This window comes from Methylobacterium pseudosasicola (assembly GCF_900114535.1).
GTDB classification, from domain to species: Bacteria; Pseudomonadota; Alphaproteobacteria; order Rhizobiales; family Beijerinckiaceae; genus Methylobacterium; species Methylobacterium pseudosasicola.
Window position 1 is genome coordinate 31563 of record NZ_FOTK01000021.1, and the last position, 18088, is coordinate 49650.

At 69.6% G+C, this 18088-nt stretch carries 31 protein-coding genes; 21 read left to right on the forward strand and 10 right to left on the reverse strand.

The window, feature by feature from the left end; translation table 11 throughout:
* Positions 1-203 precede the first annotated feature (203 nt).
* The 7 genes from BM228_RS19435 (at position 204) to BM228_RS19460 (ending at position 2656) form a co-directional block, all read left to right on the forward strand.
* The gene (locus tag BM228_RS19435; RefSeq protein WP_092043203.1) at positions 204-404 is read left to right on the forward strand and encodes a hypothetical protein; all 201 of its coding nucleotides are present in this window, start codon (positions 204-206) and stop codon (positions 402-404) included.
* 25 nt (positions 405-429) lie between these two features.
* Complete coding sequence (locus BM228_RS19440; protein ID WP_139234128.1) at positions 430-651, forward strand: hypothetical protein; 222 nt, start codon at positions 430-432, stop codon at positions 649-651.
* Positions 652-854: 203 nt separating this feature from the next.
* Entirely contained in the window at positions 855-1016 is a 162-nt protein-coding gene (locus BM228_RS34745; protein WP_167367775.1) for a hypothetical protein, read from the forward strand.
* 1 nt (position 1017) lies between these two features.
* Positions 1018-1227, forward strand: coding sequence for a hypothetical protein (locus BM228_RS19445; RefSeq protein WP_092043205.1), 210 nt, complete (start codon positions 1018-1020; stop codon positions 1225-1227).
* Positions 1228-1267: 40 nt separating this feature from the next.
* The gene (locus BM228_RS19450) at positions 1268-1504 is read left to right on the forward strand and encodes a hypothetical protein (protein ID WP_092043206.1); all 237 of its coding nucleotides are present in this window, start codon (positions 1268-1270) and stop codon (positions 1502-1504) included.
* 5 nt (positions 1505-1509) lie between these two features.
* Positions 1510-1887: a hypothetical protein gene (locus tag BM228_RS19455; protein ID WP_092043208.1), complete on the forward strand. Its 378-nt coding sequence runs from the start codon at positions 1510-1512 to the stop codon at positions 1885-1887.
* A 460-nt stretch (positions 1888-2347) separates the two neighbouring features.
* Positions 2348-2656, forward strand: coding sequence for a hypothetical protein (locus tag BM228_RS19460; RefSeq protein ID WP_092043210.1), 309 nt, complete (start codon positions 2348-2350; stop codon positions 2654-2656).
* Positions 2657-2731: 75 nt separating this feature from the next.
* Here the strand turns inward: BM228_RS19460 and BM228_RS19465 are convergent, their stop codons facing one another.
* The gene (locus BM228_RS19465) at positions 2732-3355 is read right to left on the reverse strand and encodes a hypothetical protein (protein ID WP_092043211.1); all 624 of its coding nucleotides are present in this window, start codon (positions 3353-3355) and stop codon (positions 2732-2734) included.
* A 98-nt stretch (positions 3356-3453) separates the two neighbouring features.
* Positions 3454-3966 carry a hypothetical protein gene (locus BM228_RS19470; protein ID WP_092043213.1) on the reverse strand — a complete coding sequence of 171 codons (513 nt, stop codon included), beginning with the start codon at positions 3964-3966 and terminating at the stop codon, positions 3454-3456.
* 139 nt (positions 3967-4105) lie between these two features.
* Between BM228_RS19470 and BM228_RS19475 the strand changes: the two genes are divergently transcribed.
* The 9 genes from BM228_RS19475 to BM228_RS19505 all read left to right on the forward strand — a co-directional run bounded on the left by BM228_RS19475 (position 4106) and on the right by BM228_RS19505 (position 8198).
* Positions 4106-4450: a hypothetical protein gene (locus BM228_RS19475; RefSeq protein ID WP_244537220.1), complete on the forward strand. Its 345-nt coding sequence runs from the start codon at positions 4106-4108 to the stop codon at positions 4448-4450.
* Positions 4447-4671 carry a hypothetical protein gene (locus tag BM228_RS19480; RefSeq protein WP_092043215.1) on the forward strand — a complete coding sequence of 75 codons (225 nt, stop codon included), beginning with the start codon at positions 4447-4449 and terminating at the stop codon, positions 4669-4671. Before BM228_RS19475 ends, BM228_RS19480 begins: the two co-directional genes overlap by 4 nt.
* Positions 4668-4844, forward strand: coding sequence for a hypothetical protein (locus BM228_RS34750; protein WP_167367776.1), 177 nt, complete (start codon positions 4668-4670; stop codon positions 4842-4844). Before BM228_RS19480 ends, BM228_RS34750 begins: the two co-directional genes overlap by 4 nt.
* 28 nt (positions 4845-4872) lie before the next feature.
* A complete protein-coding gene (locus BM228_RS19485) occupies positions 4873-5508 on the forward strand; it encodes a hypothetical protein (protein WP_092043216.1) in 636 nt (211 codons plus the stop codon).
* A gap of 107 nt (positions 5509-5615) precedes the next feature.
* A complete protein-coding gene (locus BM228_RS34755) occupies positions 5616-5762 on the forward strand; it encodes a hypothetical protein (RefSeq protein WP_167367777.1) in 147 nt (48 codons plus the stop codon).
* A gap of 112 nt (positions 5763-5874) precedes the next feature.
* Complete coding sequence (locus tag BM228_RS19490) at positions 5875-6384, forward strand: hypothetical protein (protein ID WP_092043218.1); 510 nt, start codon at positions 5875-5877, stop codon at positions 6382-6384.
* 116 nt (positions 6385-6500) lie between these two features.
* Positions 6501-6986 carry a hypothetical protein gene (locus BM228_RS19495; protein ID WP_092043220.1) on the forward strand — a complete coding sequence of 162 codons (486 nt, stop codon included), beginning with the start codon at positions 6501-6503 and terminating at the stop codon, positions 6984-6986.
* Complete coding sequence (locus BM228_RS19500) at positions 6979-7617, forward strand: hypothetical protein (RefSeq protein ID WP_092043221.1); 639 nt, start codon at positions 6979-6981, stop codon at positions 7615-7617. Before BM228_RS19495 ends, BM228_RS19500 begins: the two co-directional genes overlap by 8 nt.
* Before the next feature lie 86 nt (positions 7618-7703).
* A complete protein-coding gene (locus BM228_RS19505) occupies positions 7704-8198 on the forward strand; it encodes a hypothetical protein (RefSeq protein WP_092043223.1) in 495 nt (164 codons plus the stop codon).
* On the opposite strand, the gene BM228_RS19510 is transcribed toward BM228_RS19505, so the two are convergent.
* The gene (locus BM228_RS19510) at positions 8195-8776 is read right to left on the reverse strand and encodes a metallophosphoesterase family protein (RefSeq protein WP_092043225.1); all 582 of its coding nucleotides are present in this window, start codon (positions 8774-8776) and stop codon (positions 8195-8197) included. The genes BM228_RS19505 and BM228_RS19510 overlap by 4 nt on opposite strands.
* An 89-nt stretch (positions 8777-8865) precedes the next feature.
* Positions 8866-10299: a tyrosine-type recombinase/integrase gene (locus BM228_RS19515; RefSeq protein WP_092043226.1), complete on the reverse strand. Its 1434-nt coding sequence runs from the start codon at positions 10297-10299 to the stop codon at positions 8866-8868.
* A gap of 536 nt (positions 10300-10835) precedes the next feature.
* On the opposite strand from BM228_RS19515, the gene BM228_RS19520 reads away from it, so the two are divergent.
* The 4 genes from BM228_RS19520 to BM228_RS19535 all read left to right on the forward strand — a co-directional run bounded on the left by BM228_RS19520 (position 10836) and on the right by BM228_RS19535 (position 12558).
* Positions 10836-11096 (forward strand): hypothetical protein, encoded by a 261-nt coding sequence (locus BM228_RS19520; protein ID WP_092043228.1) that lies wholly within the window; start codon positions 10836-10838, stop codon positions 11094-11096.
* 330 nt (positions 11097-11426) lie between these two features.
* On the forward strand, positions 11427-11750 hold the full coding sequence (locus BM228_RS19525; RefSeq protein WP_092043230.1) for a GCG_CRPN prefix-to-repeats domain-containing protein: 324 nt from the start codon (positions 11427-11429) through the stop codon (positions 11748-11750).
* 85 nt (positions 11751-11835) lie between these two features.
* Positions 11836-12027 carry a DUF3606 domain-containing protein gene (locus BM228_RS19530; RefSeq protein ID WP_092043231.1) on the forward strand — a complete coding sequence of 64 codons (192 nt, stop codon included), beginning with the start codon at positions 11836-11838 and terminating at the stop codon, positions 12025-12027.
* A gap of 207 nt (positions 12028-12234) precedes the next feature.
* Entirely contained in the window at positions 12235-12558 is a 324-nt protein-coding gene (locus tag BM228_RS19535) for a hypothetical protein (RefSeq protein WP_092043336.1), read from the forward strand.
* Between the two features lie 47 nt (positions 12559-12605).
* Here BM228_RS19535 and BM228_RS19540 read toward each other — a convergent pair whose 3' ends face one another.
* The 6 genes from BM228_RS19540 to BM228_RS19565 all read right to left on the reverse strand — a co-directional run bounded on the left by BM228_RS19540 (position 12606) and on the right by BM228_RS19565 (position 14545).
* The gene (locus BM228_RS19540) at positions 12606-12845 is read right to left on the reverse strand and encodes a hypothetical protein (RefSeq protein WP_092043233.1); all 240 of its coding nucleotides are present in this window, start codon (positions 12843-12845) and stop codon (positions 12606-12608) included.
* 30 nt (positions 12846-12875) lie between these two features.
* Entirely contained in the window at positions 12876-13037 is a 162-nt protein-coding gene (locus tag BM228_RS19545; RefSeq protein ID WP_092043234.1) for a YqaE/Pmp3 family membrane protein, read from the reverse strand.
* A gap of 158 nt (positions 13038-13195) precedes the next feature.
* Positions 13196-13411 (reverse strand): hypothetical protein, encoded by a 216-nt coding sequence (locus BM228_RS19550; protein WP_092043236.1) that lies wholly within the window; start codon positions 13409-13411, stop codon positions 13196-13198.
* 58 nt (positions 13412-13469) lie between these two features.
* On the reverse strand, positions 13470-13757 hold the full coding sequence (locus BM228_RS19555; RefSeq protein WP_092043237.1) for a hypothetical protein: 288 nt from the start codon (positions 13755-13757) through the stop codon (positions 13470-13472).
* Between the two features lie 98 nt (positions 13758-13855).
* Positions 13856-14140 (reverse strand): hypothetical protein, encoded by a 285-nt coding sequence (locus BM228_RS19560; RefSeq protein ID WP_167367778.1) that lies wholly within the window; start codon positions 14138-14140, stop codon positions 13856-13858.
* Positions 14141-14284: 144 nt separating this feature from the next.
* Positions 14285-14545 (reverse strand): hypothetical protein, encoded by a 261-nt coding sequence (locus BM228_RS19565; protein WP_092043239.1) that lies wholly within the window; start codon positions 14543-14545, stop codon positions 14285-14287.
* 882 nt (positions 14546-15427) lie between these two features.
* Here BM228_RS19565 and BM228_RS19570 point away from each other — a divergent pair.
* Positions 15428-17890: an EAL domain-containing protein gene (locus BM228_RS19570; RefSeq protein WP_092043240.1), complete on the forward strand. Its 2463-nt coding sequence runs from the start codon at positions 15428-15430 to the stop codon at positions 17888-17890.
* Positions 17891-18088 lie beyond the last annotated feature (198 nt).

Consider the following 18088-nt stretch of genomic DNA (forward strand, 5'->3'; position numbering starts at 1 on the left):
ACACATGTACATGTGGCATCCGGGCAACGTGGAGCGCTGTTCCGACACGCCTGTAGACATCCGATACGGACCGCTACGAGGAGCCGTCGCGTCAACTCTGAAATCGGCATGTACATTGCGCTGTAATACGCGTGAAAGCTTGCTAGCTTCTTGGCTACCCGCGAGCGTTCAGGATTCGCGGCAACCGGGATCCCGGCAGGGCCATGGACTACTCCGCCGTACACGCGATCTTCCTCCGCCACGTCGCCGCGGCAGGGTCCCACCGTGCCTTCGCGCGCATGGCGGGCGTGAGCGCCATCCACGTCGGCGACGTCGTCCACGGCCGCCGCAAGGCAGGGCCCGCGATCCTGGCCGCCATCGGGATCGAGCGGCGCGTAGAGTTCGTCCAGGTGCGGCGTGCCTAGCCTCCCGCTCCCGCGCGACGAGTACATGGACAGGCTCACGACGGCCGAGCTCGTCGCGCGCCTGGATGCCTGGGAAGCTGACCGCGACACCGTCCGGTACGCGTCGTCGCCCTCGTGGGCCCGCGCCGTCGAGGACCGCATCGCCGCGATCGAGGAGCGTCTCGCCGTCCGGCACGAGTCCCTCGGCGCCGTCGCCGCCCCCGAGCCTGAGCCTGAGCCTGAGCCTGCCGGGGCGCTGACATGGTGATCCCGCCCGGCCTAGCCCTCCTGCTCATTGTCACCGTCCCGTGGGGCATGTTGCTCACGGCAGCGGTGGGCATCGCCCTGCTGGCCACGCACCGCCCGCAGCGAGGCCGTCCATGACCGTGACCGAGATCATCGCCCTCTGGACAGTCGCGTCCCTGCCGATCGGCGTCGCGGTCGGCAAGGGCATCGCCTGGAGCAAGCGCCATGGCTGAGCTCGCCCAAGACCTTGTCATCTGGGGCGCGGCCTTCGTGCTCGTTCTAGCCGTCGTTCTGGTCGGCGCGCTGGCTGCCGCCGAGCGTCCCCGGCCACGCCGGGACGGCATCACCGACATCCTCCGGGAAACCTGCAAGAGAAGGAAGCACTGACATGACCACCCGCACCGCCCACGAGATCTTCGTCGAATCCGGACTGCGCGCCGAGCTGCGCGTCTGGGAGGAGACCGTCCGCAACATCCGATCCAAGCCGCCGGAGGGCGTCCGCCCCGAGCTGCTCGCCCTCGACCTCGCCAGCTTCGTCAAGCGCCGGGACGAGCTGCGCGACAAGCTCGGCATCCCGAAGGCGGACCGGAAGGACTAGGGGCCTCAATCGGAGCCCCTCCATTACCGAGGAGCGATCCATGAGACGGGCACAGGAGCGCCTCGCCGCCCGGCAGGCTGCCACGGCGAGGCAGGAACTCGACGAGTTCGAGCGGGACCTCGCCGCGTGGCAGACGAACCCGCCCGAGGGGATCCTGCCGTGGGCGCACCTTGCCTACCGGCATGGCCTGCTCGCCGCGCGAGACGACCTGCGCCGCGAGCTCGGGCTGGCCCCGGCGGGCGGGGCTGCCACTCCGCGGGTCGGCATAGGGGAGTGAGGGACATGGCAGGCCGAGACCGGATCGAGGTCGCGCATGTCGAGCTGGAAAACCGTTTCCAATACGCGGCGCCGGACACGGCGGCCGGAGGCAGGATCGCTTCCAGGCGTCTCGGCACGCCCATGTCGATCCCGCCCGCCTGGTCCGGGTCGGAGGGCACCATCAAACCGGGGAACACGTCCAAGTCGAACGTCACGCTCGCACTGCGCGTGAACGGCGCGACGGTCGCCACGCTCTCGATCCCGCCCGGGCAGGACCACGCCGTCTTGTCCGGGGCGGGGGCGATCGTGCTCAAGCCCGGCGACCTCCTCGACCTCGTCAACACCGGTGCCGCGCTCAAGGCGACGATGATCGCGCTCGGGATCGCCGGCACCCACGTGTAGTTCAGGGCGGAGGGGTCCATTTTACGTAGGAATTCTATCAACCCCATTTACTCTACCGTTACTGGTTCACTCTGCAACGATAAAGTCGAGCGCCTGGAACTGCGTTGCAACGCAAGTAGAAGTGCGTTGCAACGCAGGTTTTCCACAGCCGAGTAACGGCATCTCGCAAATCTCCGGCCGGGCTTTCCTGATTCAATACGGGACACCCGCCGGGCCACGTCTTGGACCCACGATGTACCGGCTCATGTACCGGACTTTCCGAAAACAGGCCGATTTCGCGAGTCCCGAGAGTCGCTTATCGGAATGAATACAAAATTACAGATGGGCGCACATCGGGCGCACGTCGGGCGCACATGGGCGCACAGCCCGTCCAGGGATGCCTTAACCGTTGCCGAGGGACACCCGTTGACCGTCCGGCCCAGGTGGATTCTCCTGGGCTCACGGATCGAGGGAGACGGCAATGAACCGGGGCACTGAGGCGACGCTGCACGTGGCGGGCACGCTGGCGAGCGTCGGCAGCTCCATCGGGCTGGGCATGCAGATCGCCTCGGCGAAGGCCCGGGGCCGCCGCGAGCAGGCGGTCGACTCGGTCTCGGAGCTCGCGATCCGGCTCCAGGAGGCCCGGCAGGCACAGCGCGCCGCGCTGCACCGGGCTGCCCAGGCCGAGGCGCGGCTCGCCGCATCCCAGGCCGAGCTCATGGCGCTGCGACACGCCCTGGCGCAGGAGCGCCAGCTGACGGCCGCGCTCCGCGACGTCTGCGGCATCTGACCCGCGGGGGACCGCGAAACGCAGAAGGGCCCGCCGGTCATTCCGGCGGGCCCTTCTCGCTTCCCGGAGGATGGCTCAGTGGAATGACGGCTTCGGTCCGCCGAGGTCGTGCCCGTCGTCCCACTCCTGCCCGGAGATCGGGCGGGGGCCGCGCGCCGCCATCGCGGCCACTTCGGCTTGCATGGTCCGGAACGACGTGCGGGCCTTCGCGGCCAGCAGCGCGACATCGACCGTTGAGCGCGCCGAATCCTTGGCCCGCTTCTCGATGAACGTCACGTACGACGGCAGGAGGGGCGAGCCCTCCGAGACGGTCCGGGCGCCGACGTGCCGAGTCAGGTCCGGCACCGGCATGCGGGCGGCCACCGCCAGGTCCTGCGGGGCGAGGCTGCGCAGCCAGCCAGCGACGGGCTCGCTTATGTGGCCGACGTGCCGGGCGAAGGCCTTCTCCCCGCCGTCGCGCAGGGCCACGGCCGCGTGCTGGACGAACAGGCCGAACGTCGGGCTCTGCCAGTCGAAGTCCGGGTCCGTGACGTCGTCCTGCGCAACGGCGTCGTCGGCGACCGCGCGGGGCGTCAGCGCCGGGCTCGGGAAGATGGACCTCAGCACGGCGCCGGGGACCTGCAGTCCGTAGCCGACGGCGGTCTGCAGGCCGCCCATGATCCGGGCGAGGATGGAGGCGAGGCGGGCGAGGAAGCTCATGGGGGGACCCTGTGCGGTTGGGGTCCGATCCGTGTCGCCGGCCCCTCAACCGGATTCCAGCACTCCGCCCTGCAAGCCACAAAGCGTGCAGGCGCGCATCACCCAGCAAGGCCAGCCACTTCCGCCCAGGTGGCCCGCCGCATGAATGCCTGCCGCGCGGTGCATCTCTCTGCGAAATAAGCGGAAGTCACGGTCCGGTGGACCCCGTTTTGGAGGCTGTGCGCCCCGACGAATCGGGTCAGCGTCGCGGGCAGGCCGGCCGCGTCGGCCGCGGCGTCGTGGGCGCGCTGCGCGGCCCGGTCCTCGGCGCCGGCCGGGTCGAGCATGTCCCAGGCCTGCTCGCGCGTCAGGGGCTGCAGGCCGTCGGCGGTGACGAGGTACGTGTCGTCGTCCCAGGGGATGCTGCGCCCCGTCGTGACGATGACGCCGACGGGCAGGTCGTGCTCGGACCGCCACGTCGTCCGGGCCGCGTCCAAGTAGTGCGGCCGCTTCGGGTAGGCAGCAAAACCGGCGACGAGGCGGTCTTCCAGGCGCGTGCGCGTCCCGCTCCAGACGAGGACCGGCCGGAGGATCGCCCCCGCCCGCATCACCACCGTCGCCGTCTCCGCCATCGCCGCCTCCCGAGTCCTGGGTGGGACTCATCGTGGATTCACCATCCATATAATCTCCCCCTTGCGTACCTCAATCAAGTACCGATACTGAGAACCATCGAGGCCAGCACAGGACTCGCGGCGATCGGAGGACGAGGGGATGGACGAAGGTCAGTACATGCGGGACGGGGAGTACCGGGCCCCGCCCGCCCTCCTCCGCGAGCTCCTGGAGGCCGGCGAGACGCTGGCCTCGATCGCCCGCAAGCACGGCGTCGAGGTGCACCGCGTGCGGTACCGGTGCCGCCGGCTCGGGCTGGGCGAGCTCAAGGGCAAGGCGCCGGCCCGCGACGCGCTGGCGCTGGCGCTGTCGCACTCGGACATCCCGCTCACGAGGATCGCCAAGGCGTTCGGCTGCGAGCCGTGCACGATCGGCGTGGCCGCGCGCCGTTATGGCCTGCCGACCGACGAGGCCGGCCGCCGCGCCCTGATGGAGGCCCGGTCGTGAGCCGGCGCCCACTGACGGACGAGGACGTCCGTGTCGTGCTCTCCGCCGCCGTCCGGATCGCCGGAGGGCAGCGACCCTGGTCGCGTCTCAACGGGATCAGCCAGTCCTACGTCTCGAAGGTGCTGCGAGGGGACCAGCCGCCGGGCGAGCGCGTCCTGGCTGCCCTCGGCCTCGCCGAGATGCCCCGCACCTACACACCCATCGATGGAGGTCGGCCGTGATCGAGCGATTCCTGCTGCGCGTCGTCATCTCGGCCGGCGGCGCGCCCGCGGTCGCCCTGGCGGCCCATGCCCACCTGTCCACGCCCGGCGACGTGGCCGTCTGCGTCTGTGCCGGATTCGTCGGCCTGTTCCTGGGCCTCACCGCCGCCGCCTGCGAGCCCGGCGGCCGCTGACCGTCCCCTCTACGCGTGGAGTACCCCCATGGCCCGACCGCCCATCCCCCCGGACATGCATCTCTGGGACCCGACGCGTAGGCGCATCATCGACCGCCAGCGCGCCGAAGGGCACCGATCCTCGTGGCGGCTGTCGCCGGACGACCTGCGCCAGATGCTCGTGTCGGCCACGGCAGAAGTCGGCACGCCGGCGCAGTACGCCCATCGCCTGGGCTGCACGCCCGGTTTCATGTGGGAGGTCCTGACGGGGGAGCGACGGGCCAGCGGGCCGATGCTGGAGGCGCTAGGCCTAGTCTGGGACGGGCGGAAACAGGCCTACACCGACCCGCTCCTGTCGCGCCGGGCACGGCACATCCAAGACGACCGGCTGCGCCGAAGCGTGCCCCCGGCACAGCGGGCCGAGTTCGAGGCCGACCCGGACGTAAAGGCCGCCCTGGAGCGCACCGCAGCGAGGGCGAAGGCCGAGGCCCAGTCGGACCTGTTCCCCAGCGGCCTGCCAGAGCTTTCCGCTCAAGCCGTCGAGGATCGGTGGATCGACGAGCTCTACAGCCGGGACCCTAGGTCGGAGGCCGAGAATCGGGAGCCCTGGCCCCGCAAACGGCTGAACGTCGAGCTTCTGCACTCGACCGTCATCCCCTTCCCGAGGCGCCCACGCGGCGGCTGACATGACGTCACGCGGACGCAGCCAGCACGGTAAATAATTTCATTCACCTACTTGCATCCCGCATCTAAGTGAATTAAATCATTTACCAAGACGGACGGAGACACCTGATGCCCCAGACCACCGAAACCCTCCCCGAGCAGACGCTGACAGAGATCCTCCTCGATACCCTCCTGGCTGTCGTCGAGGCTGAGAACGCCGAGCTCCGCGAGCTGCCCGAGCCGGAGAGCGTCATCGCCTTCCCCACGATCTTCTGAGACCGGCCGGGGTTCGCCCCGGCCCCTCCACCGGCCGCCCTGGCGCAGGGGCGGCCCGTCGAGGGGCCTGCCAACCGCCCGACCTCGCGGGCACGATCTAGGAGAACGCCACGTGGCCATTCAGATCACCCGCTCCGGCACCGACCTGCTCGTCCGGACCCCGCACGCGAACACGAACTTCAACGCGCGCATCAAGGACATGGGCGGCCGCTGGGAGGCGCCGGCCTGGCGCGTCGACGCCCGCAACGAGGCCCTGGTCAGGGCCGCGCTGGTGCGCTCCTACGGCGGCGACGGCGAGGGCGAGCCGGACACGGTGTCGCTGCAGTGCCACATCGAGAAGGACAGCTGGCAGTCCCCCGTCGAGGTCGCCGGACGCATCATCGCCAGGGCTTTCGGCAGGGACTCGGGCGCCAAGCTCGGCGAGGGCATCGTGCGCCTGGATGGCTCCGTCACGTCGGGCGGCTCCAGGGCCAATTGGACGACTGTGGTCGACGCGACGGTTGTGATCCACGACTGCCCCCGGAAGGTCGCCGCGAAGGCCATGGCCGACGGCTACACGGGCGTCACAGAGGCCCGGCTGTACGTCCCGGACGTGCAGGCCCTGGCGGAGGGCGTGGACTGAGCGTGGAAGCCGGGGCCCCGCGCCCCGGCCCTTCGCCGGCCGCCCCGCCCGGGGCCGCCCGCCGAGGGCCGACAGGCATCCCTCGCATGAGGATCCCCCACCACAGGAGAGCAGCCATGGCCGAGCGCAAGGCGCCCGACGACATCGTCCTCAAGCGCGTCATCCAAGATTCGCGATCGTTCGCCGACGCTGCCGAGCGGCTCGGCCTGTCCAAGACGTGCGTGCGGACGCACGCCGATCGCCTGGGGATCCGCACCCGGTTCCGCTACGGCTTCGAGAAGATCCCGCAGTCCGACACCGTGCTCAAGAGGATGTTCCGGGAGACCCGGAACGGCACCGGCCTGTCGGCCGTCGCCCGGCGCCTGGGCGTGCGCCGCAAGCTCCTCACCGAGGAGAGCGACAGGGTCGGTGTCGACGGGCGCCGGGCTATCCGGCGGTTCCTGCCGGACGACGAGACGCTCCGGAGCGACCTGCTCGCGTGCCGGAGCTTCTCCGACCTGGCCCGCCAGTACGGCGTCCACGAGCACAACGTCAGGAACCAGGCGCGCCGGCTCGACGTCCCGTCGCCCTCGAAGCGGGGGAGCATCCAGCGCCATGCCTAAGAAGATCGTCCGCCCCCAGGCCGTCGTCACGCCGGAGCTCAAGGCCCGGCTCGCGGCGATGGAGGCCCGCAACGCGGTGCCGCGGCCGCGCCGCGTCGGTGCGTTCGACATCGACGCGTACGTAAACGACATCGCCACCGGCGTCACCGAGCGGCCCGGCATCGTCCGCGAGGACCAGGGCGTCATGCTCGACCGGGAGGAGTCGGAGGCCATGCACGACGCGTCCCGGCACATGGCGCAGGTCGCGGTGGGGTGCCGGGACATGGCGAAGCTGGGCGGCCTGTGCGGTTTCGAGCTCTCGCACGATGCCTGGATCCGGGCCGCGGAGGACGTGGACGCCCTGCCCACAGTGGTCCACATCATCCTGAGCCAGCGTCGCCTGACGGATCCCCACGCGATGGTCGACGACATCGGGCTCGACTGCATCTGCGACGCGATCGAGCGGGTTGGGGTCTGCCGCGGCATGGCGCTCCTCGACGCGACCCGCCGTGGGGGCGCCCTGACGCTCTCGGCGGAAAGGCTCGTCGATCGTGCCCACAGCGCGACCCGCGCTCTGACGGCGCTCCTCTACCGCCATGCGAGGACGGCCCGCTACCGGGCCTGGAGGGACCAGACGCCGTACCGTGAGTGAATAAGCCCATTCACTCTCGCAGGGTAGGTGATACAATCATTCACCCCGGGGCTCTCCCCCGGGGTGTTGCGCATCCGGAGGCGGTCATGGCGAAGCGAGAGCACATCGACGAGAACGAGCGCCAGCGCCGCCGGGAACGGGTCGAGCTCGTCGGCACGCTCGCCTGGGGGGAGCACAGCTGGCAGACGCCCCTCGCCAGGGAGCTGGACATCCCGCAGCCGCGGGTGGGGCAATGGCTGCTGAAGCCGAGCGCCGACAAGCGCGTGAACGTACCGCCGAAGCCGGTCCCCTCGCACGTCATGGACGCCCTGCCGGCGATTGCCCGGGATAAGGCGGCCGACCTGCGCCGGCGCGCCGCCGAGCTGGAGGCCCTGTATCCGGATGGAGGGGCCCCGCCCAGGGCCCAAGGCGAGCCCGGGGCGGCCGGCGAGGCCCCGCGCGAATCCGGGCCGACCGCGGCCGCGGCCGAGGCCGAGGCCGCCCCGGAGGGGGAGGACTTCGACGTCGACGGATTCTTGGCGCAAGTCATGGAGGCCGGCCCGACCGATTGGGGCGCCCATCGCGGCGAGGACCTGCTCTAGGCCCTCTCCCGCCTCTCCCGCCTCTCCCGCCTCTCCCGGACGAGCCGCTGCTCCTCCGGCTCCAGCTCGGACCGCTCAACTCGGGCGATGACCTGGGCGAGGCTGGCCGGCTCCAGGCCGGGCCACGCGTCGACGCCGACGTCCAGGCTCAGGCGCGTCGGCTCCATCAGGCCGTGCACGTGCCCATAGGCATGGATCGTGCTCGACATCGAGCCTCTCCACGCCCTCATCGGGTAATGGCACAGGACGAGCCGCTGCCCCTCGATGGTCGTCTCCAGCAGGTCGCGAGGCGGCTCGGCCCACGGAAGGTCCTGGGTGTCGCGGTGGTCATGGTTGCCCCGGATGAGCCGCTTGTTGCCGTGGAGGCGATCGAAGATCTCGCGCAGGGGACCCGGCTTCAGCCGCATGGCGAAGTCGCCCACGTGCCAGACGTCGTCCCCCGGCCGGATCCTGGCGTTCCAGGCGGCGATCAGGGCCTCGTTCATGGGCGAGGGGTCGCGGTCGTCGAAGGGGCGGCCGCACAGCCTGGAGATCTGGGCATGCCCGAAATGTTGGTCGGCGGTCAGGAAGGTCGTCATGGCGAGAGGATCCGTAGGAGGCTGGGCGGGCCCCCTGCGGGGCCCCTAGGGTTTGGCGGACAGGTCGGGATTCGAACGGGTCAAGCGTTTCACGTCTGCCTCCTGCGGCGCGGGGTCAGGCCCCGGTCCTCGATCACGACGCTGCCGTCGAGCGGGGGCAGCCGGACCTTCCCGACGGCCTCTATGGCGGCCCGCATGTCCGGGCCCTCGCTGTAGCGGCCGAGCGTCAGCCCGGACCGCTTGTGGCCGACGATGGCCGCGATGAGGTCGCCCGGCACGGCCGCGCGTTCCATCTTCGTGATGAACCACCGCCGAAAGCTGTGGAAGTTGATCAGGCTGCGCCGCTTGCCTTCCAGCTCGTCCCGTACCTTGATGTCCCGGCTGTACTTGGTGAACCGCTTCGAGAAATAGGACGAGCGCGGCTTGACCGAGGGCGCCTTGGGGGCCGGCCACTCGGGGAACAGGTCGTCGTCGGGGCGCTTGCCCTCGATCCGCCTGCGCACGATCGGCAGCAGGTCCGGATGGATCGGCACGTCCCGGGACGACTTCTCCTTCTTCTGCGGCTTGAACGTGAACCAGCCGTCGTCGCACTCGCCGACGCGCAGGTCGATCACCGCGTCGAGCCGGGCCCCGGTCAGGGCCGCCACCATCATGACGTCGAGCATGGACCGGCCCTCGGGCGGGTCGCCCATGAACAGCCGCTGGATCTCTGAGTCCGTGAACGCCCGCTCCTCCTCGTCGTGCTGGACCTTCTCCTTGGCGATCGTCAGGTCATGGAAGGGGCTTTCCTTCGCGTATCCGCGCCGGGCTAGCCAACCCCAGTAGAACTTGAGCCGTCCGAAATACTTGGCGTTCGATCCCCACGCGAGCCCGGTGTGCGCCGGCATGTCGTCCATGTAGCTAAGGGCGACGGTACGGGTCACGTTCTCGATGAATAGATCGATCGGCCGCTCCCTGGTCATCAGCCAGTCGGTGAACAGGGCAAGGGCGCGGGGTTCGTCCAACTTTGACCTGTCGGAGATCTTGAGCGTCCGCATGAAGTCGCCGTGGTAGTAGGCGATCGGTGTCCGCCCGGCGACGACGCCCTTGAACGTCTCCGAATTCGCGATCGCCTCCTTGGTGGGGACGCGGCGCTTTTCGGGTCCCAGGTCCGGGTCCCATACGACCTCGTCCCGTGCCCCCTTGTTGAGCAGCTCCTCGGCGCGTTCGCGCACGCCCTGCAGGAGGAAGTGCGCCATGTCCTCGTCTGCGTCCTCCAACAGCTTCCGGACCTCCAGGGCCTCGGCGAGCAGGCTGTGCTTCTTGCCGCCTCGCGCCGTCCAGGCATCCTCGATCCGGCGCTTGAACCCGGCGATGACCGGCTGGGCCCGCGCCTTGGCGATGAGCAGGGATTGCGTATCGAGCCCCTTGACGAGGCGCTGGCCGAGCTGGTCCTGGAGCTGCCGGGGGACCGCCATCGTGACCCGGTAGTAGCCCTTGTACTCGGCGAGGTAGCGCACGCCGGTGTTGGTTCTGCGGGGCACTGGATGGGCGTCCTCGGAAGGGGGTTCGTACCGCAGTCGTACCGCTATCTCGAACCACGATTCCGTGCAATCGCCTGGGCTTGCTTATCCTAGAATCGGTTAAGCGATGCTTGGGGTCTAATCCCTCCGTCTCCGCCAGCCTAGCGGCCAGCCTCCGCAACTGGCCTTTTCCGAGTGCCTACGCCGAGCCGTCGCCCCGATCTACGGGGACGATCGATCTGTGCCGAAACGCCGTCCACCTCACCGCACCGGGATGTCGGCCTGCGCCGGTCGAAGGGCCAACGCCGCTCCGCAAACACGATGACAGGGCCTGCAGCGCGTGGACTTCCGATCCGGGTTCATGTCCCTCCCGATTTTGGCTCGTCCGCTCCCGGCGCTCTTGCGACACCTCACGCAAATGCAGGCCGGCCTTTAATCCGTCGCGCTGCGTGCGGGGTGGCACGTCACGGCGGGACGGGATGCACCATCTTAGTCTTGCACAAGATGAAACAGACCCGAATGACCGGTCTGTAGTTTGCAGGAGCTGAGATTTATCCATGAAGACCCGTATCGCTGCCGCCGTCACCGCGCTTGTCCTTGGCGTCGCCCCGATCTCGTCCGCCATGGCATCCAACGGTGCGCGCTGGACCGGCTTCGCGCCCTATGAGGTCGAGACCACCGGCGCGCTGGGGCTCGGCGTCCATGACGCGCCCATCTATGACCGCTGCCCGATGAGTTCGGCCGCGGAAGGCAATGCCGACCAGCAGACCCGTCCCGTGAAGCAGTACGGCCAGACCACCGGCGGCTACCGGTGCTGATCCGCGGATCAGGCATCCCCGCATGACCCTGAAAGCCTTTTCGTACGCCATGATCGGGGCCTTCGTCGGCGGCCTGCTGATGACCTTCCTGGGGTCCGCCAGCATGCTGCTGGGCTCGTAAGGCCCAAGCCCAGACGACCAATCGCCTTGCGGCGGGGTGCGAGCCCCGCCGCTTTTTCTGCGTCCTGCCGAAACCACACCGCGATCCGCGCGTGTCCGGTTCACCATCAGGTTGATGAACGGTCCGACCAGAACGGGTTCAGCACACCGGCTCTAGTCTCCTGGCATCCGGTCCGGCCAAGCGGACCGACGGTTTCAGGAGGTCGTGTCATGGTGCGCTTCAAGACCCTCGGGATGGCCGCATTGCTCGCGGCAGGGCTCGCCAGCGCCACGGCGGCGAACGCGGCGCCGTTCGGTTACGGGCCGCCCGGCGGCGCCGGGCTGATCGAGCGCGTCGCCGGCGGCTGCGGCCCGGGCTTCCATCCGAACCCGTGGGGCCATTGCCGACCCAACGATCGCGGCTGGGGTTATGGCGGCCCGCGCGGACCCTATGGCGGCCGCCCGGGATACGGTTATGGCGGCGGATACGGCGGCGGCTATGAGCGCGGCCCCGGCGGCTATGACGGCCCGCGCCGGTTCTACGGCGGCTGGTGAGCGCCGCCCGCGGCCGGGACCGACCGGTCGCGACAGGCGCGACTGAACCGCCAGGGCTCCCGGCGGTTCTCCAGCCGGAGGCCCCATGTCCGATCTGTCCCAAGAGCCCAAGCGCGTGAATGTCGAGGATCCGAGTTCGGCGGCCTACTGGGCACGCCGGCTCCAGGTGCCGGTCGAAGCCGTGACCGCGGCGGTGCGCGCGGTCGGCGATGAACCAGCGGCGGTGGCGGCGCATCTGGATCGGCCCTGGCCTTATGACGGCAGCGGGATCGTGTAGGTCACCATGCCGGCTCGCGTCTCGACGCGCGCGGCGAACGGTCTTGCGGCCGGCGTGAACACAACCGAGGGGCGCATTACTGCGAAATTGCCTCATCTAGAATAGAATTATCACCCGAATGGTCAGGCCGTTACGCAGTATTTGCAGCTGTGTGCGCCGCAGTAACTGAGACATGCTCCGCACGGGCTCCGTGCAGAGCATGCATTGATGATCGATGAATTCTCGGACGATCTGGCGGGCGATACCGAGCCGGGCTCCGATCAGGCGCAAGAGGCCAATGGCGTGGCCTTTCTGCTCGCGAGCGCGGCCTATCTGGCCCTCGCGGATGCCTATCTGCGCCGGGAAGGCCCCAACGGCCTGACCGTGATGGACGAGATTGAGGGCCGGATCGAGGAAGCCCTCCAGAGCTTCCTGACCGAAACGTCCTACGACGACGCGCGTCCCGACATCCTCGCGCATGCGACGGCCAAGATTCGAGCCCTGCTCGAAGCGGGACGCTCGATGTCTCCGGGACCCGGCTCTCTCCAGTGATCCCGCTCGCGGGTTAGGGGGGACGGCGACCGATCCGCCCTGTGGCGCTAGGGGCGCGGCGCGGAGGGCTGCGGTGACGGAGCGGGGGCTTGCGGGTTCGCCTCCGGGGCCGGCTGGGGCTGCTGCGGTACCGGGCTGGGCCCGGTCTGGTCGGTCTGCAGGGTCTGGTTCGCCTTGGTCTGGATCTGATCGGCCGTCTGCTGGCTGATGAAGCCGTAGGAGACGGCCGCCGCGAGCGCGACGGCGATGACTGCCCCGACGATCGTCTTGGTGAGTTTGGCCGGCATCAACACCTCCTCTCCGTCGCGGGTGGCGGGTCAGGCGGCTTCCCGACGCGTGACGACCAGGGCCCAGATCGTCGCCGGGATCCAGCCGATGAGGGTCAGGTGGAGCAAGATGCAGAGAATGCCCTGGATAACCTTCCCACGCAGGAACATGGCGAGCCATGGCGCGAGGAAGCAGATGATGATCATGATCATGGGTTGAACGGCTCCTTGCGGCTGACATAGGGAGCCGGAGCGGTTCAGGTAGACCTTCGCCGTGACGGTCTCGATGCGGCGCGCTGAGCAAAGCCTTCGGGATCCGGCGGAGATGCAGAGGGCCCGAGCCCGAAAAAACCGCCCCGGCGACCGATCCCCTACCAAGCGTGCACGAGGTGGCCGCCGGCCAGCACGAGCACCGCGAGGGTCACCACCGAGATGCCGACCTTCCGGGCCGTCCCGGCCGCGCGCGAGGGCCGCTTGCGGCCGTCCGGCGTCCTGAGGACCCGGATCTTCGGATCCGAGAGATGCTGCGTCAGGCTCTCGGGCAGCGGACGCTGCGACGAGCCAGATTTAGACCGCCCCTTACGCATGCTGCATCCCTGACCCCAACCGCTTCACTGTCGGCGCCTCATTCATGAAACGCCCATTCTACCCGACGGTCACGGCGCCATCGATCGGATTGACCGCGACGACGCGCGGCCCGCGCACCTCGGGATCCCGTTGCTCCCACGCGGACAGGGCGGCGTTGGCCGCCTCGACGATCGCGCCCGGGGCGCCGTTGCCGATCTGGGGGCGGATCGCCTCGACGAGCCGCGCCAGGATCGTCTGCTCCTCCATCGGGCGAATCGGCAGGGTCGCTTGCCGGCAGAAGGCGGCGTAGACGTTCTCGGCGATCACGCGGGCGGCGCGGTCCGCGTCCGGTGTGTCCTGTGCCATCGTGGATCCCCTGATCGCGCATGGCCGTCTGCGCCTCCTCTACCTAGAGCAGGCGGCCTCCGAGACAGCGGGCCCGACGCATGCGGCCCAGAGACGGCTCAGTCGTCGTCGCTATCGGCCGGCGAGCCGGGCGGCAGTGGGCCGCCGTCGATGACGCCGGGATCGCCATCGTTGAAGGGCGGCCCGTCGAAGCCGACGACGCCGTCGGGATTGTCCGGCGTCACGTTCGGGTCGATCGGCCGGATGCCGTCGCGGCCGAGGCGCCTGTCGATTCGGTCCATCCGCTTGAGGTCGCGCTGGACCGGGACGTCGCGCAGGTCCTGGGCCAGCGCCTCCGGCGAGACCGAGAGCACCATCAAGGCGCCGAGAGCCAAGTGCCGCATGTCAGAGAGCCCTTCGTCGTCCGGTGCCCGGTGGCGAGCACCACGGATCGCCGCCGAACACAGAGTGCCGGGGATTGCTCGACGGATCAACGTGGAGTGGCAAACGACCCGAGAACGCACGCGGGATAGGGTGAAGACCGGCCCTCAGTCGACCGGGCATCCCTCGGCCTGCTCGCGCCGGCGGCGCTCGGCGTTCTGCTGCGCCTGCTCCTGCCAGCTGTCTTCCGGCGGCGTCACCTCGACCCGGCGGGAGGCGGTCCCCAGGGCTGCCGGACCATGGACCTCCATCGGCAGCGAGCCCGTGGTGCGCGGGTCGTCGCAGCCCAGATTCCGCCGATCGCCCTCGGCCAGCGACGGGGTCGCGCACACGATCAGGGTCGCGACGAGGGCCAGGAATCTTGTCATGCGGGCGGTCACAGCGTGCCGTCAAAGCATCCGTTGACGGCGGGCGGAACGTCGGATCGCGGACGCGCATAAGGCGTAAGGCGAACCGCTTAACGAAAAAGAGCCCGCCGCAGCTGGTGCCGAGCGGGCTCGAAGGGGTCGTCTTGGGAGGACGGATCACCTACCGCAGGGACTCCGGCCGCGGCATGGGCCATCCGGCATGGCAGAAGCGCGCCGAAAGCATGTAACCGTTACGCTTGTACGCTTCAGGGCCGCGATCGAGCCGATTTGAAGTGTTCAAAGGCGAAGCGGCCCATAATGCGGGCCGCGAACACGGTGGGGATGAGAACTATAGCCGTCGCGGCGGCCGCTCGTTGGCGCGCAGTTGCCTGCTCCAAGCATCGCTCAAGGAAGAGCCTTCGGGCACACCGGGTTCGATCGTAGCCGCGGTCCCATCAGTGCCCACAGGCCACGCGGGTCCCCTCTCCCGAGCGGGCGAGCGGGCGAGCGGATTCACGCATCCAGATCGTTCTGTCGCGAGGCTATGAAACACCACGCATTTCCCCTCCCCCTTGCGGGGAGGGGGCAGGGGTGGGGGTGGTGCAGGATCGAACGGCACGGTGCCGTCTGCACCACCCCCACCTCCTCCCCGCAAGGGGGAGGAGAGCGCGTTGCACGTCGCCGAATGCGAAATGTGAGCACGGTAGCCTGCCCGGGAAAGAGAACCCGTCACGGTCTGCAACAGCGCCTGTGCCTCAGAACCCGTGTCAGTTGCCGGAGATGAGCCGCAGGGATCGACACTCTGAAAACCAGCAGCCAGGCAAAATCGCAACCGAATATGCAACTTCTGATTAGTATCGACCCGCTATCGTGCCCCCGTGTTGCCGCACGGCGAGGCTTTTCATGTACCGCGCTCTGGCCTGCCTGACCGACGAGCACACCCCCTGGGTGGTCCCTCTCGCCGCCTGTGTCTGCTGGATCTCCTGCTACGTCGCCCTGCTGCTCGAACAGCGCGTCCGGAAGGGCGGCGCCTCGGCCCCCGCCTGGCTGCTGGCCGCCAGCTTCTCGGCCGGCGCCGGCATCTGGAGCACGCACTTCATCGGCATGCTCGGCTACGATCCCGGTGTCGTGGTCGGCTACGAGATGGCCACCACGCTGCTTTCGCTTCTCGTCGCGGTCGCGGCCGCGCTGGTCGCCTTCACGCTCCTGCGGGCTGCACATCAAGGCGCGTCCGGGGCCGGAGCCGTCGCCGGACTGGTTCTGGGCGGCGGCATCGCCTGCATGCACTTCCTCGGCATCGCGGGCGTGGTCCTGCCCGGACGCTTCGATTGGGATCCGGCGCTGGCGCTGGCTGCGACCGTGATCGGCTGCGGCCTCTCCGGTGCCGCCCTGGTGGTTCATGCCCGCGGCGGCGACGCGCGGACCCGCGTGACCGCGGCCACCATCCTGACGGCGGCCATCGCCGGGCTGCACTTCCTGGCCATGGCGGCGGCCCGGGTGATCCCGGACCCGATGCTGGCGAATCCGGATCTCGGCCTCGCCCGCGGCGCCCTGGCCGGCGGCATCGCGGTGATGATGGCGGTGATCCTGGCCTTCGCGGCGCTGGCCCTGATGCTCGACCATCTGCGCACGATCAACGCCGCCCTCGCCCGCCAGGGCGTCGCCTTGCGCGAGAAGACGCTGCTGCTCGACATGACCCTGGACAGCATGGACCAGGGGCTGATCATGGTGGACGGCCGCGGCCTGGTTCAGGTCTGCAACGAGCGCGCCCTGACACTGCTCGACCTGCCGCGGGCGATGATGCTGGCCGGTCCCAGCTACAAGGCGGTCCTGCGCCACCAGCTGCAGAACCGCGAGCGCAACCGGACCGACCGGTCGTACCGGGATTGGATCGAGCGCGGCGGGCTGGAACAGGCCCATGTCCACGAGCGGATCCGCCCGAACGGCCTGGTGCTGGAGATCCGGACCGTGCCGCTCCAGGATGGCGGCTTCGTGCGGACGTTCACCGACATCACCCAGCGCAAGGCCGCGGAGGCCGAGGTGGCACGCCTCGCCCGGCACGACATCCTCACCGGCCTGCCGAACCGCGGCCTGTTCCGCGAATATCTCGATGCGCGGCTCGCCGACGTCGCTGTCCGGGGCGGCACCGGGGCGGTGCTGTATCTCGATCTCGACGGCTTCAAGGGCGTGAACGACACGCTCGGCCACCAGGCCGGCGACGACCTGCTGCGCAGCGTGGCGGACCGGTTGCGGTCGGCGGTGGGCGACGGCGTCGTGGCGCGCCTGGGCGGCGACGAGTTCGCCGTCCTGCTGGGGGGGGACCGCCCGGAGGCGATCGCGACCGCCGAGCGCCTGATCGGCCTGTTCGAGTTGCCGCTCTGGGTCGGCGAGCAGCGGATCGCCGTCGGCCTGAGCGTCGGCATCGCCCTGGCGCCGGAGCACGGGGCGAGCGCCGAATGCCTCTACCGGCGTGCCGACCTCGCCCTCTACCGGGCCAAGGCCGAGGGAAGGGGCACCTACCGGGTGTTCGCCTCGGACATGGACGAGGAGGCGGAGGAGCGCCGGGTCCTGGAGAGCGACCTGCGGCAGGCGCTCGCCGACGATGCCCTGAGCCTGCACTACCAGCCGCAGGTGGACGGCGCCTCCGGCGTGCTGGTCGGCTTCGAGGCCCTGGTGCGCTGGACGCATCCCACGCGCGGCCAGATCCCGCCCAGCGTGTTCGTCCCCCTGGCCGAGGAGACCGGGCTGATCATCGCGCTCGGCGACTGGGTCCTGCGCGCGGCCTGCCGCGAGGCCGCCACCTGGGCGCCGTCGCTGAAGGTGGCGGTCAACCTCTCGCCCCGGCAGTTCCAGAAGCCGGACCTGCCCGAGACCGTGCTCGCCGTGCTGGCCCAGACCGGCCTGTCGCCGGACCGGCTGGAATTGGAGGTCACCGAGAGCGTCATCATCAACGACATGGCCCGGGCGATCAGCATCCTCCGGCGCCTGAAGGGGTTCGGCGTCCGGATCAGCATGGACGATTTCGGCACCGGCTACGCGTCGCTGGCGACCCTGCAGGCCTTCCCCTTCGACAAGATGAAGATCGACCGCTCCTTCGTGGCGCAACTCGGCGTCGACCCGCAGGCCGCCGTGATCGTGCGCGCCGTGCTGAGCCTGGGCCGCAGCCTGCGGATGGGCGTCGTCGCCGAGGGGGTCGAGACCGCCGCCCAGCGGCGCTTCCTGGCGGACGAGGCCTGCGGGGAGATGCAGGGCTACCTGTTCGGCAAGCCGCGGCCGATCGGCGACTACGCCGCGATGCTCTGCCTGCCCGAACACGCCGAGGACATCGCACCCCGCCCGGCTCGCCTGGCCCGGGCGACCGCCTGAAGAAGGCGCCTGCGGGACGGGCGGCCTGATACGCGTGTCACCGGCAGGCCACAGGCGGCGCCTGACGGGCACAGTCTTGGCTCAACGTCCCGCATTCGAAGCCGGGCGGCGTTCAATCTGTAATCAATAGCCCCACCTCAGCGAGCGAGTCCCGGGGCTTTCGAGGACAGCCGCCGCCCCGCAGCCTCAATCATAGAT

Excerpts from the sequence above, each read along its gene's own strand:
- BM228_RS19435 (WP_092043203.1), top strand. The coding sequence starts at position 204 with ATGGACTACTCCGCCGTACACGCGATCTTCCTCCGCCACGTCGCCGCG.
- BM228_RS19440 (WP_139234128.1), top strand. The coding sequence starts at position 430 with ATGGACAGGCTCACGACGGCCGAGCTCGTCGCGCGCCTGGATGCCTGG.
- BM228_RS34745 (WP_167367775.1), top strand. The coding sequence starts at position 855 with ATGGCTGAGCTCGCCCAAGACCTTGTCATCTGGGGCGCGGCCTTCGTG.
- BM228_RS19445 (WP_092043205.1), top strand. The coding sequence starts at position 1,018 with ATGACCACCCGCACCGCCCACGAGATCTTCGTCGAATCCGGACTGCGC.
- BM228_RS19450 (WP_092043206.1), top strand. The coding sequence starts at position 1,268 with ATGAGACGGGCACAGGAGCGCCTCGCCGCCCGGCAGGCTGCCACGGCG.
- BM228_RS19455 (WP_092043208.1), top strand. The coding sequence starts at position 1,510 with ATGGCAGGCCGAGACCGGATCGAGGTCGCGCATGTCGAGCTGGAAAAC.
- BM228_RS19460 (WP_092043210.1), top strand. The coding sequence starts at position 2,348 with ATGAACCGGGGCACTGAGGCGACGCTGCACGTGGCGGGCACGCTGGCG.
- BM228_RS19465 (WP_092043211.1), bottom strand. The coding sequence starts at position 3,355 with ATGAGCTTCCTCGCCCGCCTCGCCTCCATCCTCGCCCGGATCATGGGC.
- BM228_RS19470 (WP_092043213.1), bottom strand. The coding sequence starts at position 3,966 with ATGGCGGAGACGGCGACGGTGGTGATGCGGGCGGGGGCGATCCTCCGG.
- BM228_RS19475 (WP_244537220.1), top strand. The coding sequence starts at position 4,106 with ATGGACGAAGGTCAGTACATGCGGGACGGGGAGTACCGGGCCCCGCCC.
- BM228_RS19485 (WP_092043216.1), top strand. The coding sequence starts at position 4,873 with ATGGCCCGACCGCCCATCCCCCCGGACATGCATCTCTGGGACCCGACG.
- BM228_RS34755 (WP_167367777.1), top strand. The coding sequence starts at position 5,616 with ATGCCCCAGACCACCGAAACCCTCCCCGAGCAGACGCTGACAGAGATC.
- BM228_RS19495 (WP_092043220.1), top strand. The coding sequence starts at position 6,501 with ATGGCCGAGCGCAAGGCGCCCGACGACATCGTCCTCAAGCGCGTCATC.
- BM228_RS19500 (WP_092043221.1), top strand. The coding sequence starts at position 6,979 with ATGCCTAAGAAGATCGTCCGCCCCCAGGCCGTCGTCACGCCGGAGCTC.
- BM228_RS19505 (WP_092043223.1), top strand. The coding sequence starts at position 7,704 with ATGGCGAAGCGAGAGCACATCGACGAGAACGAGCGCCAGCGCCGCCGG.
- BM228_RS19510 (WP_092043225.1), bottom strand. The coding sequence starts at position 8,776 with ATGACGACCTTCCTGACCGCCGACCAACATTTCGGGCATGCCCAGATC.
- BM228_RS19520 (WP_092043228.1), top strand. The coding sequence starts at position 10,836 with ATGAAGACCCGTATCGCTGCCGCCGTCACCGCGCTTGTCCTTGGCGTC.
- BM228_RS19525 (WP_092043230.1), top strand. The coding sequence starts at position 11,427 with ATGGTGCGCTTCAAGACCCTCGGGATGGCCGCATTGCTCGCGGCAGGG.
- BM228_RS19530 (WP_092043231.1), top strand. The coding sequence starts at position 11,836 with ATGTCCGATCTGTCCCAAGAGCCCAAGCGCGTGAATGTCGAGGATCCG.
- BM228_RS19535 (WP_092043336.1), top strand. The coding sequence starts at position 12,235 with ATGATCGATGAATTCTCGGACGATCTGGCGGGCGATACCGAGCCGGGC.
- BM228_RS19540 (WP_092043233.1), bottom strand. The coding sequence starts at position 12,845 with ATGCCGGCCAAACTCACCAAGACGATCGTCGGGGCAGTCATCGCCGTC.
- BM228_RS19545 (WP_092043234.1), bottom strand. The coding sequence starts at position 13,037 with ATGATCATGATCATCATCTGCTTCCTCGCGCCATGGCTCGCCATGTTC.
- BM228_RS19550 (WP_092043236.1), bottom strand. The coding sequence starts at position 13,411 with ATGCGTAAGGGGCGGTCTAAATCTGGCTCGTCGCAGCGTCCGCTGCCC.
- BM228_RS19555 (WP_092043237.1), bottom strand. The coding sequence starts at position 13,757 with ATGGCACAGGACACACCGGACGCGGACCGCGCCGCCCGCGTGATCGCC.
- BM228_RS19560 (WP_167367778.1), bottom strand. The coding sequence starts at position 14,140 with ATGCGGCACTTGGCTCTCGGCGCCTTGATGGTGCTCTCGGTCTCGCCG.
- BM228_RS19565 (WP_092043239.1), bottom strand. The coding sequence starts at position 14,545 with ATGACAAGATTCCTGGCCCTCGTCGCGACCCTGATCGTGTGCGCGACC.
- BM228_RS19570 (WP_092043240.1), top strand. The coding sequence starts at position 15,428 with ATGTACCGCGCTCTGGCCTGCCTGACCGACGAGCACACCCCCTGGGTG.